Source organism: Pseudoalteromonas galatheae, from assembly GCF_005886105.2.
In the GTDB taxonomy this organism is placed as follows: domain Bacteria; phylum Pseudomonadota; class Gammaproteobacteria; order Enterobacterales; family Alteromonadaceae; genus Pseudoalteromonas; species Pseudoalteromonas galatheae.
The window spans coordinates 1,034,872-1,052,702 of the sequence record NZ_PNCO02000002.1 but is presented as its reverse complement, the minus strand read 5'-3'; the positions used below and the strand labels follow the sequence as shown (position 1 = coordinate 1,052,702).

Annotated in this window: 12 protein-coding genes; 3 read left to right on the top strand and 9 right to left on the bottom strand. The window is 42.0% G+C overall.

What is annotated here, in order from left to right; genetic code table 11:
* Nucleotides 1–53: 53 nt before the first annotated feature.
* From CWC29_RS22420 to CWC29_RS22395, 6 genes are all read right to left on the bottom strand, one after another.
* Nucleotides 54–665 carry a superoxide dismutase gene (locus CWC29_RS22420; protein WP_128726195.1) on the bottom strand — a complete coding sequence of 204 codons (612 nt, stop codon included), beginning with the start codon at nucleotides 663–665 and terminating at the stop codon, nucleotides 54–56.
* Between the two features lie 14 nt (nucleotides 666–679).
* Complete coding sequence (locus CWC29_RS22415; RefSeq protein WP_128726196.1) at nucleotides 680–1,198, bottom strand: hypothetical protein; 519 nt, start codon at nucleotides 1,196–1,198, stop codon at nucleotides 680–682.
* A gap of 107 nt (nucleotides 1,199–1,305) precedes the next feature.
* Entirely contained in the window at nucleotides 1,306–2,190 is an 885-nt protein-coding gene (locus CWC29_RS22410) for a cation diffusion facilitator family transporter (RefSeq protein WP_138523534.1), read from the bottom strand.
* Nucleotides 2,191–2,245: 55 nt separating this feature from the next.
* On the bottom strand, nucleotides 2,246–5,374 hold the full coding sequence (locus CWC29_RS22405; protein WP_138523532.1) for an efflux RND transporter permease subunit: 3,129 nt from the start codon (nucleotides 5,372–5,374) through the stop codon (nucleotides 2,246–2,248).
* A 13-nt stretch (nucleotides 5,375–5,387) separates the two neighbouring features.
* The gene (locus CWC29_RS22400) at nucleotides 5,388–6,497 is read right to left on the bottom strand and encodes an efflux RND transporter periplasmic adaptor subunit (protein WP_138523530.1); all 1,110 of its coding nucleotides are present in this window, start codon (nucleotides 6,495–6,497) and stop codon (nucleotides 5,388–5,390) included.
* Nucleotides 6,498–6,876: 379 nt separating this feature from the next.
* Nucleotides 6,877–7,203, bottom strand: coding sequence for a hypothetical protein (locus tag CWC29_RS22395; protein WP_128726200.1), 327 nt, complete (start codon nucleotides 7,201–7,203; stop codon nucleotides 6,877–6,879).
* Between the two features lie 272 nt (nucleotides 7,204–7,475).
* Here CWC29_RS22395 and bfr (CWC29_RS22390) point away from each other — a divergent pair, with 272 nt between their 5' ends.
* Both bfr (CWC29_RS22390) and bfr (CWC29_RS22385) read left to right on the top strand, forming a co-directional pair.
* Entirely contained in the window at nucleotides 7,476–7,943 is a 468-nt protein-coding gene (bfr, locus tag CWC29_RS22390; protein WP_010607507.1) for a bacterioferritin, read from the top strand.
* Nucleotides 7,944–7,957: 14 nt separating this feature from the next.
* Nucleotides 7,958–8,422: a bacterioferritin gene (gene bfr / locus CWC29_RS22385; protein WP_128726201.1), complete on the top strand. Its 465-nt coding sequence runs from the start codon at nucleotides 7,958–7,960 to the stop codon at nucleotides 8,420–8,422.
* A gap of 32 nt (nucleotides 8,423–8,454) precedes the next feature.
* On the opposite strand, the gene CWC29_RS22380 is transcribed toward bfr (CWC29_RS22385), so the two are convergent.
* The gene (locus CWC29_RS22380) at nucleotides 8,455–8,649 is read right to left on the bottom strand and encodes a (2Fe-2S)-binding protein (protein WP_099642469.1); all 195 of its coding nucleotides are present in this window, start codon (nucleotides 8,647–8,649) and stop codon (nucleotides 8,455–8,457) included.
* A gap of 481 nt (nucleotides 8,650–9,130) precedes the next feature.
* Between CWC29_RS22380 and CWC29_RS22375 the strand changes: the two genes are divergently transcribed.
* Complete coding sequence (locus CWC29_RS22375; protein WP_138523528.1) at nucleotides 9,131–13,618, top strand: EAL domain-containing protein; 4,488 nt, start codon at nucleotides 9,131–9,133, stop codon at nucleotides 13,616–13,618.
* Nucleotides 13,619–13,665: 47 nt separating this feature from the next.
* On the opposite strand, the gene CWC29_RS22370 is transcribed toward CWC29_RS22375, so the two are convergent.
* Nucleotides 13,666–16,449 (bottom strand): hybrid sensor histidine kinase/response regulator, encoded by a 2,784-nt coding sequence (locus CWC29_RS22370; RefSeq protein WP_138523526.1) that lies wholly within the window; start codon nucleotides 16,447–16,449, stop codon nucleotides 13,666–13,668.
* A 123-nt stretch (nucleotides 16,450–16,572) separates the two neighbouring features.
* Nucleotides 16,573–17,463, bottom strand: coding sequence for a cation diffusion facilitator family transporter (locus CWC29_RS22365; RefSeq protein WP_138523524.1), 891 nt, complete (start codon nucleotides 17,461–17,463; stop codon nucleotides 16,573–16,575).
* Nucleotides 17,464–17,831: the final 368 nt, after the last annotated feature.

The window sequence follows — 17,831 nt, the reverse complement described above, 5'->3', positions numbered from 1 at the left end:
TAATGAAAAAAGCCCACTAAGGGGCTTAACTAACTGAGGAAATAAGAAAAGTACTAACCTATTGCTTGATTATATCTTCGCTCGACTTCAGACCAATTGATGACATTGTAAAAAGCGGCGATGTATTCTGGTCGACGATTCTGATACTTGAGGTAATAGGCATGTTCCCACACATCTAAACCTATTATTGGGGTGTGCTGATCCATATAGGGGCTGTCTTGGTTGAGACTACTCGTCACCGCTAACTTGCCATTTTCATCCACAACTAACCATGCCCAACCACTGCCAAATCGACTGACGGCAGCGTTTGTAAATTCAGTTTTAAAGCTATCAAAACCACCGAGCTCACTTTCTATCGCTTGTTTTAACGGCCCATCACATAAAGGCGCATAATTTGGAGTCATAATTTGCCAGAACAAACTATGGTTATTGTGCCCGCCGACATGTTCTTGCACTGCTTTTTGTAAATTTTCAGGTAACGTTTTAATGTTTCTCAGCAACGTTTCGGTGTCTTTACCTGCGAACTCCGTCCCCTCTAACGCTGCGTTTGCTTTATTTATATATGTCTGATGATGCAAAGTATGATGGATCTCCATCGTCTTCGCGTCGATATGCGGTTCTAATGCATCATATGCGTACGGTAACTCAGGTAAGGTATAAGCCATTCGACCTCCAAATGTTAATGTAAAACGCGAGAATGCAGATGTGTTACCTGCATCGCTTCGTTAATTTGATGAATAAGCTCGGGTAAATGAGGATAACGTGTTGCAAAATGAATCAACTCTTGTCGAGTTTTATGCAAATGATGTAAGACGATAGGTGCAAGTTCGTTGTTATATTCAAGGTAGGTTGCATGTATTTTAAGATGGATTGCGATAAGTTGCTGGCACGCCCTATTTGGTTGGTCAAGCGCAATAAAGGTGTCGGCTAGATTATGCGCGGATACGACGACGGCAGGTAAACTGTGCTCTATGGCATTCATCACGACACTGTCTTTTTGGCATAATAAAAACTCATCTAAAATACCTGTCGCGAGTGTCAATGCAACCTGATATTCGTCACGTGCACGCAGAAATATTTGCGCTTGATATGCTTGATTACCTGAGAGTATTTTAGCTTGCCAAGGTGACAACACTGAAGATAACGTGCAAACTCCACTTGCTAAGTGGTTTGCACTAAGGTCCATGCGATTTTTCATATTTTACCCTCTTACCGAACTGGCTTACTTATGCAAGCAAACCAGTATGAGCTATTAAGGCACTATACGATCACAAAAACATTAATGCAAACCATTTTCATTTGTATTTAGTTAATTTCTACACACTGGTGGGTTACCAAAGATTCCTCGGTTAATTCAAGTGTGGTATGCGACAATCCAAACCGGGACTGTAAACCCGCTTTTAACCGCGCGAGCGTGCTTTGGTCGCTCAAAGACATAATGACAACTTGCGCCTCTAAAATATGTTCATGTTCATTGAGCTGCCATACATGAATATGGCTTACCGTCTTAACATTCTCTTGAGTCTCGAGGTATTCCTTAATCTCTTGAATATTGACATTATCTGGCGTTGCCTGCATGAGAATTCTAATACTACTTTTACTCAGTTCGACGCCATGGAAAATCACGTACGCGGAGATCAACACGGTAGCAATAAGATCCACCACATACCATTGATATAAGATGATTAATGTTCCAGCCACGATCACCGCAACGGAAGCCGCAGCATCGGAAACATTGTGAATAAACGCCGCACGAATATTTAGGCTGGTTTTTGCACCAGCAGAATAAGTAATAAGCGCTGTGATAACGTCGATAACTAACGCCAAGGCTGCGAGCCACACCACTATCCAACCATCAATTGGTTCGGGATTTAAAAATCGAGAAATTGCCTCGAATAGCAGATAAATCCCAACCACAATGAGTGTCGCGCTATTAATTAGCGCCCCGACTATTTCAGCACGTTGGTAGCCATAAGTGAGTTCGAGTGAGGCCGGCTTTCTTGCAATTTTTTGCGCAACTAACGCGATAATAAGCGCACCAGCGTCACTTAAATTATGTAACGCATCAGCAACCAAAGAAAGACTGCCTGAGAGAATGCCACCAACGACCTGTGCGGCACTCAGTAGAATATTAACAAATACGGCCCAACCGAGCTTGTTTCCATGATGGTGATGATGTGCGTGAGACATACTCACTCCTATTTACTGACTCGAATAAGGGACCACTTTCAGTGGCCCCGACGCGTTACGAATTTTTAATTTGCTTTGAGAATAGTGGATAAAGTGCTGGCAATACAAACAAAGTCAGCAAGGTTGACGTTAATAATCCACCAACAATTACACTGGCAAGCGGCCTTTGAATTTCAGCGCCCACTCCTGTCGACAACAACATAGGAATAAGGCCAAGGGCTGAGGTGATCGCAGTCATAAGCACGGGTCTAAGCCTTGAAACTGCTCCCTCAAAGACACCTGAATGAAGCGATTCTCCCGCAGCCAATCGCTGGTTTATGCTCTCAACCATGACCACGCCATTGAGTACCGCGACACCGAATAAGGTGATAAACCCAACCGAACTTGGGACCGATAGATATTGTCCTGAGATATATAAAGAAAATACTCCACCAATAACCGCCAGCGGCACATTCACTAAAATAAGCGCAGCCTGAGCCAGTGAACCAAATGCGAAGTAAAGCAAAAGTGCTATTAGCGCCAAAGATAGCGGTACCACGATTGCCAAGCGTTTTTGTGCTCGTTGCTGGTTTTCAAATTGACCACCGATTTCAACACCATAACCTGTTGGTAAGTCAACTTTACTATCAATAGCCGCGCGAATATCACTTACTACACTGCCCATATCTCGACCTTGCACATTCGCTTGGATCACCACTCGACGTTGAACGTCATCTCGTCTTACTTGCGGTGGACCAGATTGATATTCAACATTCGCAACATCAGCCAACCGGATCCACGCCCCTGAACTTGATTGTAAGCGTATTTCTTCAATGGTTTGCTTGCTTTGACGGTACTTAGGTGCCAAGCGGACATAAATATCATAGCGTTCGTTACCGTTGATGACCTGCCCCGCTTTACTGCCACCAATGCCATCTTGCACTAATGCCATAACGTCGCCGACAGCTAAACCGTAGCGAGATAACGCTTGACGTTTTGGGGTGATGATCAGCTGCGATTCACCTGCTATTTGTTCAAGTTGTACGCCCTCTGTCCCTTCAACTTGCGCCACGGCAGCCTCAATTTCCTTGCCTTTTTTTGCAAGCACAGCTAAATCCGGGCCAAACAGCTTAATCGCCAACTGCGCTTTAACGCCTGAGAGTAATTCATCGACACGCGTCGCAATAGGCTGTGAAAAATTAAACAGTAAGCCGGGATAAGCCGATAGCTTTTGTTCCATCAAAGCTTGTAATTCGTAGCGATTATTTGCGCTTTGCCACTGTGCTACTGGTGCAAGACCAATATAGATTTCAATGTTATTTACCGGTTCAGGATCGCCACCTATCTCCGCTCGACCAATTCTGCTTAGCGCGTAGTTTACCTCAGGAAAAGTGAGCAGCATTTTTTCCAGCTCAGGCGCAACATTCAGCGCGGTTTCAAGACTGGCGGAAGGTGCCAGCGTTACCCTTAGGTTGATGGTGCCTTCTTCAAGTTCAGGGACAAACTCGGTACCAATTTTAGTGAACGTAAAACCGGCCACTACCATCAATAATATGACGATAGCCATCAACAACTTTTGCCTATGCAACACTCGATTTAACGTCCAGCGGTAGCCTTTTTCTAGCGCGACGAGAATAATACTCTCTCGCGCTTTAACACCGTGTTTAAATAAGTAGGTCGCAAGCGCTGGGACAATGATAAGGGCAACAAATATCGCCGCAATAACAGCCAAAATAATACTAATTGCCATAGGTTGAAATAGTTTAGCTTCAACCCCTTCAAAACTAAATAACGGGGTGAACACCACTAAGATGATACTGGCAGCAAAAAAGATTGGTCTTGCCACTTCCTTTCCTGCGAGCTCAACAATGAGTCCTACAGAGAAGTCATCACTTTTCTTTTGCCTTGTTAGGTGTTTAAAGATGTTTTCTACCATCACCACTGAGCCGTCAACTAACATCCCTATCGCGACTGCGATACCGCCTAGCGACATTAAGTTGGCCGAGACGCCAAGCCACGCCATAACCACAAGTGCAATAGCAATTGAAATAGGAATTGAAATAAGCACCAAAAAAGTCGCTCTCAGGTTCATTAAAAACAGCGCGAGCACCACAACGATAAAAATAAATGCTAGTGCCAAGGCTTCAACGACAGTTTGTACTGCTTTGCTGATTAAATCAGACTGATCGTAAAACGGCTCAAACCTTACCCCTTCAGGTAGTGCTTTATTAATCAGTTCCACGCGGTTGTTAATGCTATCAATGGTTGCTTTGGTGTTTGCTCCCATTCGCTTGAGCACTATGCCTGTTACGACTTCACCGAGCTGTTCCACTTCACCAGAGGCGCTTTTTCTAGACATCGTCACAGCGCCTTGACGGATTTCTCCACCAATCGATACAGTGGCAACCTGAGCCACAGTCACGACCGTGCCATCAATGGTTTTGACGGGCACGTTGGCAATCTCCTCGATCCCCTTCTCCCCACTTTGAAACCAGCCAGCTGCGCGGATCACCAACTGCTCTTGACCGCGCTCTAAATACCAACCGCCGACATTTTGGTTATTACGCTCGATGGCACTCACCACATCTTGCTGAGTGAGTGCATAAGCCAATAGCTTATTTGGGTCGATATTGACTTGATACTGACGCACATCGCCGCCAAAGGCCAATACATCAGTTACTCCGTCAATTGGCATAATTAACAGCTTGACCACCCAGTCATTGAGACTACGTAAGGCCATTGCATCATATTCAGAGTTCGTCTCGCTCATCAGCATATATTGAAATACTTGACCAAGCCCTGATGTATTTGGCCCCATTTCTGGCGTACCCACGCCGCTTGGGATCAACTCCTTTGCAGCTTGGAGGCGCTCAAATACCAACTGTCTGGCAAAATAGATATCGGTACCTTCCTTAAATACCACCGTAACGCCAGATAGACCTGTTTTAGAAATTGAACGCACTTGCTGCACATCAGGCAAGGCATACATCACAGCCTCAATTGGATAGGTGATTAACTGCTCAACCTCTTCTGCTGCCAGTCCCGGCGCTTCAGTATTCACCGCAACCTGCACATTCGTTACATCGGGAAACGCATCTAAGTTGAGTTTTGGAATAGTCACGCTAGCAGTTGCTGTGATAACGAGTAAAAAAAGAATAATTAGAAGCCGATTGTTTACAGACCAATCGATAATTCGATTAAACATGATGAGGCTCCTCTTAATGATTATGTGGATCGAAGCCTGCTTTGGCTTGTTCTGACGCAATAAAGAACGCTCCGGTTACGGCCACACGCTCACCCACAGCCAAACCGATAACTTCAACCTGAGCGCCAAATTCTTCACCTAAAGTCACTTCTTTGGGATGGAACTCGCCGGGCGCTTCTTCGATGTACACCACCCAATCACCGTCAGGACCGCGACTTAACGCGTCTGCAGGTAGCGCTATGGTTGACTCCTTTGACGGTATGATAAAGTTGACGTTTACAAACATCCCTGCGTGTAGCTTGTCGTCACTATTTTCAACCAATAGGCGGATCTGTCTGGTTCGAGTAATGGGATCGATAGTATGCGCTTCTTGGATAACACGAGCCGCATATTGCTGATCTTCTATGCCAATCAATGCTTTAGAGTTAACCGCTAACGGAAGTTGAGAGTTGGGCTGTAAACGGGCTTCTACCCATAGCTCGCTTTCATCAGTGATTGCCATTAAAGTTGTGCCAGAGGCAACATGCTGGCCCTGAGTAAAGGCATCTTGAGTTACCACTCCCTCGCGCTCAGCAACGAGCGTATATTGGCCAAGTTCACTGGCGGGCTTAGTGGCTATTTCTTTAATCTCTTTTTCTGTTACTCCAAGTGCCAACAACTTTGAATAAGCCGAACTAAAATCGGCACTTGCTTGAACGCGCTCACGCTCACTGATGGTTTCTTTACTTAACCGTTTGACTCTATCCCATTCTGTTGAAGCGACCAAATACTGCGCTTGGGCCTGCGCCATTGCCTCTGAGAATAAGGTGATAAGTGGGTCGTTAACATTAACCATAGAGCCAAGCGTAGTGTGTCGCTTTAACACGATTGAATCGGCTCTTGGCGATACTAAATAGCTGGTATAGCCATTGGCTTTTACTTCTCCAGGCGCAAAATAAAAGCGCTCATGGCTTTCCAGCTTGACTTCTTTGGTCTGAATTCCGGCAAAACGCATCTGCTGTTGCGTCAGTACGATAGCATTTTCTTCCTCTTCATGTTCTTCATGACCGTCGCCGGCATATGTCAGCGAGCTAAAAAGCGTGTTCACCGCGAAATAGATGGAGAAAATTTTAAAGTTTGTCATTCGATACTCTTTTTACTCAAGAACGTAAGTTGACGTTCAAAACCGTTAGCTTGTTTAGCGAATCGCACCAGGCTGTACTTTTACGGTGTCAATTCACGAACAAGAATGCGCTTCTCAGGCCAACGTGAGTTATCTGTAATCAACGTCAATAACTGAGAAGGAGTAATACCAATTGATGTTAAAGTAGCTCAATTACCTAATACAATCGGTATAAACGGAGTAGGCAGTATCACTGAAAGCAAAACAGATAAGCATAGAAAACAGGCCTAGTTGTTTACTCACAAGCACGAATTTGCGCTAAGTTGGGTTTATCAATTTACTCATTAACCTAACTCAGGTTAAGTTAAATTGAGGTCACGCCTTCAATGATAACCGCTACTTAAGCGATCGGTGGACGGTGTGCTTGCTCTACAAAAGCGCGCACTTTAGTATCTGATTGAGGATAAATTTCACTATTGGGTCGCATTTCAAAGGGGATCAAAGATCTCAAAATGACTAAATTCAAATGCGTACCGCTACAATGGCCACAGTGGTGGCAGTCTTTTGTATGATGTCCGCTGGAGTCTGCTTGCACATCTTCAGCATGGTCGTGAGTATGTTGGAGGTGAGACACTTCGATTTGATGGAAGCTAGATTCAGACGCGAATACACTTACGGATTGCACCGCAAGTAGAAGCGTCACAAAAATCAGGATTAGCTTATTCAAATCAATATTTCTCTTTAAAACAAAAGATCGTTGCCAATTTATCACCTGCACGTACCCTGTCAATAGTCGCACTAAGCTTTAAGTCTTATTTTTTACTGGCATTACTGATCCTACTCAAAATGAAATAACAATAATTTGTATTGTCAGGCCAAAACACCAACTTAAATGCGAATTATAATCAATATATAACACACTGTTTTATAAAGATTTTTCATTGACACATCAAAGAAATCCGTTAGACTAGCCGCATATTCACAGTTTGAGGTAACAGCATGCAAGGTAAACAAAAAGTCATCGACGCGTTCAATAAGCTATTAGCCAATGAGCTTGCAGCTATCGATCAATATTTCATCCATTCACGTATGTACGAAGATTGGGGTTTGAGCAAACTATACCAACGCCTTGAGCACGAACGTGAAGAAGAAACAACACATGCAGATTGGTTGATTAAGCGCATTCTTTTCTTGGAAGGGGTACCTAACATGACGAAACGTCGTGATCTACTCATCGGCCAAGATGTTAAGTCTATGATGGAAAACGACTTAAAACTAGAGCTTGAAGTCGTCGAATGCGTCAAAGAAGCAATCAAAATCTGTGAAGAAGAGCAAGATTACCAATCTCGAGAAACACTTGAAAAGCTGTTGTTTGATACAGAAGAAGATCATGTTTACTGGTTAGAGCAGCAAATTCGACTGATAGATCTTATCGGCGCTCCAAATTATATCCAATCTCAGCTTTAATAAGGACTCTACAAATGCAAGGTGATAAAGAAGTAATTGTCGCGCTTAATAAAGTATTGGCCAATGAGCTAGTGGGCATTAATCAGTACTTTTTACATGCACGTATGTTTAAAGACTTTGGCTTTAGTCAATTAGATAAAGCGGATTATAAAGTTTCAATACAAAAAATGAAAAATGCTGATCGTCTTATCGAACGAATTTTGTTCTTAGAAGGCCTTCCTAATTTACAAGATTTAGGTCGTTTAAAGATTGGTGAAAACAGCGCAGAGATGATTGATTGCAATATGGCATTTGAGCAAGCGTCTTTGGTCGACCTGCAAGCAGCAATTAAATTGTGTGAAGAAAAGCAAGATTACATTAGTCGTGAAGCGTTAGATAAAATCCAAAATGAGCAAGAAGAGCAGATTGATTGGCTTGAAACTCAGCAGCACCTAATTAAAGTGATGGGAATAGAAAACTACTTACAGTCTCAACTATAAGTATCTAATTGAGGTTGCGTGATGATGTATTGTTACGCAACCTGCTCAGTGACATCAACAATCTCAATCAGCTTTTCATTTAAAATTTTCTTCGCACAGTTACAACACTTTCCACACTGTTTACCAACAGATAATGTCTGGCTAAGATCACGCATTGAACGAGCACCATCGTCTATCGTCTCTGCAATCTTTTTATCTGTAACACCATGACAAATGCATACGTACATAAATGATAACCAATCTCAAACTCATTAACTACAAACAAGTTTAATCTAAACGATAACAATTATCAACACATACCTTAGCTATAAATGCGAATTATTTTCCTTTGTAAGCTGCCGCAACAACTTAGTTATTTACGCTTCGTAAAACGTCGTGCTCAAGCCAACGTTTATTTTTATAAAATTAAGAAAAACCCAATAAAACTGCTACGCTTAAATTAACTTGATAAGCGTTACTTTAACCATCAGAGTGTAGGTGTTTTTGCATCCAAGTAGATTGTTCTATTTGCTACAAATGACAAACCTTAAACATGTATAAATTGTTAAATAAACTGCATAAAAACCAAGGTTTAAGTTGATTTCAATCTAGTATTTCCGCTAGACTGCGCGTCATCGCTAACAGTTTTATTAGCGCAGATCAGCTTAGTTTGATTTGGTAACATGTTGTTAAAGGACTAGATGAGATTGGATAGATAAAGGTCTTTTAATGAAGCAAGCGCTATTGTGTTTTTTTATATTATTTTCTTTGTGTTGCATAATCGCGCCTAGTCAAGCCCATAACTTCGGTCACTATACTTCTCGTTTCTCTGTTGAAGAAGGGTTAAGCCAGTCTGCAATCACCGCTATAACACAAGATAAACATGGCTTCATTTGGATAGGCACCCTGCAAGGGTTAAACCGTTATGATGGTAATCAACTCGTTAGTATTGAAGCCTCTATGGGCTTTGATGAGAGAGAAATAGTTGGATTATTCAATATTTCGAACGATGAATTACTGATTTCGACCGGTGTAGATGGCGCATTCCTGTTTAACGTTAATGATTACACAAGCAAGCGAATTTATGATGGTAAACGCCAAGATAATAACGCTATTTCAAAACCCATTAGCACCGCCACCACTCAAAGAGAAAGCATTATTTTCTCTATTGAAAGCGACCTTTATTCACTTAACCGAAATACATTTGAATCTGAGTTACTAGTCCACTTTAAACCCAGCAATCATATAAGAGCTATCACAGTTATTGGTAATTTTGTAATAGTTGGAACGACCGAAGGCTTATTCAGCTATTCACTTGCTACAGGAAACGTAGAGCAGCTCAGCTATACAGAGTCAGATTCAGAGTTAAGCCACGATGTGAAGCTACTAAAGCGTGATCCTTCTTTAGGACTACTTGTGGGCACTGTAGAAGGCTTGTTTGTTATTCCTATCAAGAACCAAACACTTGTAGCTTCAAAAAGCTATACGCTTGTTCCTGAAAGGAATATTTGGGGGCATCAAATCACTCCCTTTGGAGAGTTTATTGCGACAGAGGATGGGTTATACCTCATTGACAGAAGAGACAAGAGCAGCTCGAAAGTGCTTTCCTTGACGGAAGGCCAATACAGGCTAACGAACCCAAGTATTACCCACCTATATGCGGATAAAAATAATAACTTATGGATGGGTACATATAACGACGGTGCATATTTATGGCCTTCCAGCTCGCTGCGTTTTACCAAATTCATAAGTACTCAAGATAGGTTTGCCAATAACAATATCTGGTCGATTCACCCTACCAACAAAAACACAGTGCTCCTTGGTACAGATAACGGCATTAACGAGTTTGATTTAAGTACCCGCCAATTGAAATCTAGCTATCTACAAAATAGAGACTCAAAAGCTTTGTATGGAGCAGATGCCGTATACTCTATTTTTAATTCGTCCCATTTCGATGAAAATACCTTTTTAATCCAAACAACTCAAGAGACCTCGCTATTTAACATCAGCACAAAACAGCTGAGCCCAATTATGCTTGAAAACGGTGACAAACTTGAGCCATATAGTTGGGGAATAGCCAAGTACTCTCAAAGCAAGTTTCCATTCATCAATAACAATGGATTTTACGAATATAATGCAGCGACTAATAAAGTTCGGGCATTAGCTGGGTTATCCAAACAGCTAGCAGCAGCTCAAAGCTTTTTGTTTCTTCCGCCGTTGGATAGCACAAAAACAGAGTATTGGATAAGTACTAATACAGGTCTGGTCAAATACAGTGAGTCAACAGACTCACTAACTATGGTTTATAGTAAGTCCGATAAACATCTAGTTTCTGCCGTCAATAGTTGGGTAGTAGACAAAGCTGGAACGTTATGGTTGGCAACCTCAACAGAAGGTCTCATCGGGCTTAATAAAGACACCTACGCTGAAGAATACAAGCTGACAACCGATCAGGGCTTGATGAGTAATGCAATTTACAATCTGCAGTTAGATAGAGATGGCATGATCTGGGCCAGCAGCCAACGGGGTATGTTTAAGTTTGATCCAATAAATAAAACATTAGAAACCTTTGGAACGACTCAGGGTTTGCCGACACCTGAGTTTAACGGAGGCGCTGCAGCAGCACTTCGATCTGGAGAGCTTATGTTCGGTACGGTCAACGGCGCTATCTCTTTCGATCCAGAGCAATTTGCTGATAGCGTCGTGAAAAAAAGACCACTGCTGCTCACTCAAATGGATATCCTAAGCAGAGATCAGACCTACTTAGCACCTGACGCAATTTTGCAAGCACTTGATTTTAAGTTTGATGACATGGGCATAGAGCTGCAGTTTTCCGACTTTGACTTCAATGGCGACCATCACATCCAATATCAAGCATCGTTACTTGGCCCAAGTGCACTTACATTTTCAAGCCTAAAACGAAATAAAGTATTTTTAAATCAAATACTCCCCGGCGACTATCAATTAATCATTTCGCCGCGCTCGCTTAACAGTGATGATCTTAGCAATGTAATCAACTTGCGTTTTAATGTCGCTCATTCACCATGGCGCTCGCCTGTTGCACTAACTTTATATAGTCTAATAGCTTTCGTGCTTATATTGTTGATCGTTACCAAACACCAGCAAAAGCAACGTCAACTTGAGACAGCACTGAGGGCCGTGACACAAGCAGGAAGACAGACCAAACTTGCCTTGAAATCAACCAAGAGCGGCGTTTGGTCGGCAGATCTGGCAGCACGCCAGATCACCCAGCAACGCGCCGAGGCACTTGGCTTTGAGAGCGATACGATGACACTTCAAGAGCACTATAACGCCATTCACCCAGATGATAGAGAACTTGTCGAACTTGCTTGGAAGAAGTTTATTTCTAACCCGACTAAAGAACAGCTTTCTCTCTCTTATCGGCTGCGTTGTGCTGATAACAACTGGCACTGGTTTCACGACTTTGGTCAAGTCGCAGAGTTTGATTCACAAGGTAAAGCTACCGAGCTACACGGTATTTATACTAATGTTACCACGCAAAAAGCGAACCAGATGCGCGCAAGCATGTTGGGCGAAGCCTTCAGCCAAGTAAATGATTGGATTTTGATCTTAGATCCGAGCTTACAACCTATTTCTGTCAATAGTAGCTTTTGTCGGGCATTTCAATTGCAAGAAAATGAAGCGTTAAATGACTTAACTACTGAGCGTTTTGTTAATGCTATTGGACAAAAGAAATTCCATAGCTTAATTGCCAACTTAAAATCTCTTGGACCGAATCAGTATTTAAGGCAAGAAGTACAAGTTACAGACGGTTGGGATAAAGTACACCCAGTTCAACTTAGCATTAGCGCAATTTCCAAGGACAACGTAAACCTTCAATATTTCGTGGTAGTTGTTACCGATCTCACAGAGCAAAAAAAAGCTGAGAATGAACTAAGATACCTCGCTAATTTCGACGCTTTGACGGAGCTGCCGAATCGTAGCCTCATGCTACAACACATCGAATTTGCACTGTTTAACGCAAACAACACACAGCAGAGCTGTGCCCTATTATTTATTGATTTAGACAGGTTTAAACCAATAAATGATGCTTATGGACATCATATTGGGGACAAATTACTGGTTGCTATAACTAAACGCATCCAAGAACAAATAAATAATAACTGTATTTTAGCAAGGCAGAGCGGTGATGAGTTTCTGGTGCTAATTAAGTCCTTCCCTAGTATCGAATATGTGAGTGAATTAGTCACACGTTTGGTGAAGCGCTTACCTGAGCGTATCGAAATTGATGGGATCACCATGAGTGTATCTGCCAGTATTGGTATTGCTGTTTATCCATTCGATGCGCCAGACTCAGAATCCTTGATCCGCAACGCTGATATCGCCATGATCCATGCAAAACAATCCGGAAGAAATGCATTTAAATTCTTTACTGAGTCAATGAATGAAGAGATCAGTAAAAAGCTGCGGTTAGAAACAGCAATGAAAACAGCTGTTAAAGATGGGGAGTTTTTTAATCACTATCAGCCTATCATCAATACCACAACAGGCCAGCTTGCGGGGGTCGAATTACTTATGCGCTGGCGCAATGACGATATGCTGATCCCTCCAAACGACTTTATTCCGATTGCAGAAGAAAGCGGGTTGATTGAAACCTTGACTGAGCAAGCACTTATCAGAGCCTTAATAGAATTGCGTCCGTTATTTAAACAAGAGCCAGGTTTTTATCTATCTCTTAATTTAAGCGCGGTACATATTTTACGCTCAGATATTGCGCACCAATTCACTGAAATTTTGAAAGCACATGGCCTTACAAATCGGTGCTTAAGACTTGAGATCACCGAGTCAATCTTTATGTCTGATATGGTTAAGGCGCGAGCAACTATCAACGAAATGAAGCGAGCAGACTTCGTATTGTTGCTTGATGATTTCGGCACTGGTTTTTCTTCACTTACGTATCTGAATGAGTTCCCGCTTGACATTATAAAAATCGATCAGGGGTTCGTACGTAATATGAGCGCAAAGCCTGCGAATAAATCTATCATTCGGACCATTTATTTACTGGCGCAGAGCTTAAACATGAAGTGCATTGCAGAAGGTGTTGAGACAAAAGCTCAGCTTAATTACCTAAGAGAAGTGGGCTGTGAATATATGCAGGGCTATCACTTCGCAAAACCCATGGCGATTGACGATTTACTAGCATTTTACGAGCTGCATGCACGCTCACGGGCTTGAATGAGAATTCGTATGTTAATTAAGTTAGTCTGGGTCAACACAATAAGTTAGCCCTTACCTATTGTTTCACTATCAGATAATTCTAGGCGCTGCCATGCACTAAGTTTCTGATAGAGCTCGTTAATATCAATGGGTTTTGCAATAAAGTCATTCATTCCTGCTTGGATACACTTTTGTTTATCTTCTTCGTAGGCATTAGCTGTTATCGCGATAATATATGGATTACCGTATATGCTTGGCTCATTTCTGATAGCTTTGGTGCAAGCAAAGCCATCCATATTTGGCATTTGGCAATCCATTAAAACCAATGCATAGTTTTTCGCTTTCATCGCAACTAATGCTTCAACTCCATCGTCCACCTTATCCAACAAACAGTTTGTTTTCTCCAGCAACTTGCCAACAACCACTTGGTTAATTTTATTGTCTTCTACCAATAGAATATCAATGCCTTTGAAATCAGGAGCCCCAACTTCTTGCTGCTCTGTCTTAACTCCTTGCCCTTTTAAGGCTGGAATGTCTACATAAAATTTACTACCGAGCCCAAGTTCACTGTGAATGCTTATCTCACCATTCATCGCTTCGACTAGCTTTTTAGAAATAGCTAAACCAAGCCCAGTACCACCAAATTTTCTTGTGGTGGACAGATCTGCTTGAGTAAACTCATGAAACAACGTTTCTTGCTGTGCCTTTGAAATACCAATCCCTGTATCAGCGATAACAAACTTTAGTCTCCCGCTCTCGTAGTGAACAGTAAATTTTATTTGTCCTTTATTAGTAAACTTACCAGCATTGCTGAGCAAGTTATTTATCACCTGCGACACACGCAGTTCATCTAATTCAAGGTATGTAGGTAGCCCAGCCCCCTTTTCGTACTTAAATTCAACACCATACCTGACGTTTGAAATCTTGAAAATGCTAACCAAACTATCGAGCATTTCTTGTAAGTTCACTACTCGACGCTCTATTTTCAATGCTCCGGCTTCAATTTTAGAGTAATCCAAAATATCATTGAGGATGAGCATTAGGTTCTTTGCCGACTGCCGTATTATTGTTATTTGATCTGCTATCTCGCTGTTAAGGCTATCGTCTCTTATCAAGTTATCCGCCATCCCTATGATGCCATTTAGCGGCGTCCTGATTTCGTGGCTCATGTTTGCAAGGAATCGGCTCTTTGAGTGATTGGCAGCGTTAGCGGCTTCTACCGCTTTGGTAAGCTCTTCGGTTTTTTCAGCAACCTGTTGCTCAAGCTCACGATTAAAGTCGGTAAGCTTACGGTTGAGTCTTTCATTTTCCAGGCTGGCTTGGTTTTGCTTTGTAAAACTTAGCGTTAACTTAAAAGCCAACTGATTAAATTGCTGCTGTAGCTCGATAATCTCTAGGAAGCTGCTATCGGCATTGGCGGAGTTTTCAATGAGCGTTGAAGGCTCATACGCTCGAATATCGTGGCTCAATGCAACAATAGGACGTACGAGTAGACGAGTAAGCTGACGTACAAAAATAGAGCTCAATACAATAATCGCAAGCGCAAGTCCCAACGCATCTGACCAGGCTTCAGCAGCAACTAAGTTAAGATATTTACGGTCAAGCATAGTGATAACTGACCATTCATATTTTTTTGATACCGCAGTTTGCTTAAATAAGATTTGCTCAGTAGAGTCTTCAAAAGTTGATGCCTCCTTGTCAAACAAGGCTTGTAATACCGCATCACTTGGCATATCCAAGGTTTTAAATTCGGTTTTTAACGAGCTGTAGACGACCCTTTTATGCTTATCCAACACAATCAAGCTAGCGTCTTCAGCAAGAATTTTTGGAATGAAGCGTTCAAATGAGCCAAATATTAAAGAGCCTTCTACAATCCCTCTAAACTCTTCTTCGATAAAGATTGGCGCTGAAATTGCGACAATAGGAGCTTCATCAAAGCCACGCCCTTGAAATATTCCTGACACAAATCCGTCGGGGTGTTCAGGTGCTTTAATAAAATAGTCTCTGTCTGAAACATTGGCGTTTGTCCCCTTCATTGTCTCTGCAAATTGCTGAGGATAGAGGTGAGTAACGTTGGCTTGCTCGTCAGCAACAATCGCCGTTCTAAAATTAGCATGTGTTTCTAACAAGCGCTCGATGACATAATCAGCATTAATTCCTAAAGACACATCAGAGGCAGATATCACCATCGCCCGACGATAAGCATCTAAATAATCATCAATTTGAGCAATGATAGAGCCGGAGGCCTCTTCAAGCTGAGTTTTTATCTCAGTTTCGATTCGTTTATAGTAATTGTTTGTCAGCACAACGGTCGTCATCAATACAACCAGAACAATAACTAGGTTGACTGTAGAATTAAGAATTTGATTGAGCGGCATCCCTTGCCATTTACTTCGAGTAAAGAAAAAGCTCAGCAAGTCGACTACTGCCAAGCAGATACCGGCGTTGATAAGGTACTTAGCTAGTGCAGTGAATATAACGAGTAACGGCAGTTCAAGGGCAAAGTAACCAAAAATAAATAGGGCTGGTAAACCCAGCAAAATCCAATAAGAAATACCCCGAACAAAAAATGGCTTGGCGAAACGGACGCAGACAAAGTGTAGCCACAATACTTCGAAGAAAAAAACTACTGAGGGCCAAGCATGCTCCCATCGGTACCAAATGAACCCAGCCCCGATTAACACAGCAATGATGGCGTACTGCCACCCGAATAGTAGCAGGATAAACAAAACAAATAACTGACCAAATAGAAACTCAGAGCTATCTAGAAACCAAATTGGCAACAGATTGGCCAGCCCACCTAGTACACCTAGGGCTATGGTTATTATGAGCGCTTGCTTTTGATTCAAGTATTACACCACCGCTTTGAATTATTACCTAGTTAAGTATAACAATAAAAAATAATTTAAAACCTGCCAAGGTGGCGCAAGAAATAACCGAAAAACTATATCACACTTTAAACTCTGTTAGTCCTAATGATGTGGGCAGTCATGGCTTTCAATTTGTAGTACACTACTCAACACATTGAAAGACTTCTTCAACGCTTCTTCCACTTCCACTCGACATGCTGAGTCATGGGACTCGATAGTACAGTGATGCTTTAGTACCACATGTGCTCCAATAACCACTGCACCATCAATTTTACTGATCGTAATATTATGTGCACTCTCTACGTGTTCAGTGGACACTATGGTTTTTTCAACCTCCTGCACCGTCGGTAAAACCTCAGACGAAGTAGATAACCCCTTAAGGCAGGCCATTATCACCTTGATGCCGGTAAACAACACAAAAACAGAAATCAGCATACTTGAAAGAATATCTACTATCTCCCAGCCAGTTAGATGAATAATCACCCCGGCCACGAAAGTTGAAATAGTGGAAAGTAAATCAAAGAATGAATGAAGAAACACGGCATAAACGTTGATACTATCTTTTCTGCCTTTGTATAACACCCATGCAGAAGCGCCATGAAACAGAAATCCAATGGCGGCAATCATAGACATTAAATAACTGTTCACTTCTAAATCATGCCCACCTGCATGGTGAGACAGACGCTCGCTTCCCTCGAGTAAAATAACCACAGCTATGGATAGGTATAGAATGCCGTTGATCAAGCCACCAGTATACTCAGCTCTTTTATAGCCATCGTTATAGGTTTTGGCTAAATAAACAGCAGCACTAGACGCAATTAGTGCGATAAACAATGAACTATTATGAACAAATAGATGCCCGGCATCTGCCAGCACAGCGAGAGAATTCGCATAATAAGCACCAACGACTTGAATGATCATAAACGAGCATGTGATTGCAAGCGCAATCAGCAGCCTTCGCCGAGAAGCTTGGTGCGTTGTAATATCTGTCATGAAATGAATCGTGTACCTTTGTAAAATAGAATGCTACGTATCTCTATGCTTAGAATAAAAAATCAAAAACTAATGTTGAGTATTGTGTCCCACTTAATCACACCGCTCCAGTTGCAGAATGACGATGAATCAAGGCAGATAAATCAAGGTGACAAGATACGTAATTGCTGTTTAAGCATTGCGCTAAACGGCAATGATATACAATCGCAATTGTAACTCTTACCAAAGCCAAATGCACTAATAATTACAACACTTTTTGCGGCAATACTTTTCCTATTTCACAACCAGTCTAAATTGCCACGGTAATTACACAGTGTCTATATTGATGTAATCCCCTCGGTGGTAGGAGTGTTATCGGCAAGGTTTTC

What these genes read in the sequence shown, in the direction of transcription:
- CWC29_RS22420 (WP_128726195.1), bottom strand. Translation starts at nt 665, where the DNA reads ATGGCTTATACCTTACCTGAGTTACCGTACGCATATGATGCATTAGAA.
- CWC29_RS22415 (WP_128726196.1), bottom strand. Translation starts at nt 1,198, where the DNA reads ATGAAAAATCGCATGGACCTTAGTGCAAACCACTTAGCAAGTGGAGTT.
- CWC29_RS22410 (WP_138523534.1), bottom strand. Translation starts at nt 2,190, where the DNA reads ATGTCTCACGCACATCATCACCATCATGGAAACAAGCTCGGTTGGGCC.
- CWC29_RS22405 (WP_138523532.1), bottom strand. Translation starts at nt 5,374, where the DNA reads ATGTTTAATCGAATTATCGATTGGTCTGTAAACAATCGGCTTCTAATT.
- CWC29_RS22400 (WP_138523530.1), bottom strand. Translation starts at nt 6,497, where the DNA reads ATGACAAACTTTAAAATTTTCTCCATCTATTTCGCGGTGAACACGCTT.
- bfr (WP_010607507.1), top strand. Translation starts at nt 7,476, where the DNA reads ATGCAAGGTAAACAAAAAGTCATCGACGCGTTCAATAAGCTATTAGCC.
- bfr (WP_128726201.1), top strand. Translation starts at nt 7,958, where the DNA reads ATGCAAGGTGATAAAGAAGTAATTGTCGCGCTTAATAAAGTATTGGCC.
- CWC29_RS22380 (WP_099642469.1), bottom strand. Translation starts at nt 8,649, where the DNA reads ATGTACGTATGCATTTGTCATGGTGTTACAGATAAAAAGATTGCAGAG.
- CWC29_RS22375 (WP_138523528.1), top strand. Translation starts at nt 9,131, where the DNA reads ATGAAGCAAGCGCTATTGTGTTTTTTTATATTATTTTCTTTGTGTTGC.
- CWC29_RS22365 (WP_138523524.1), bottom strand. Translation starts at nt 17,463, where the DNA reads ATGACAGATATTACAACGCACCAAGCTTCTCGGCGAAGGCTGCTGATT.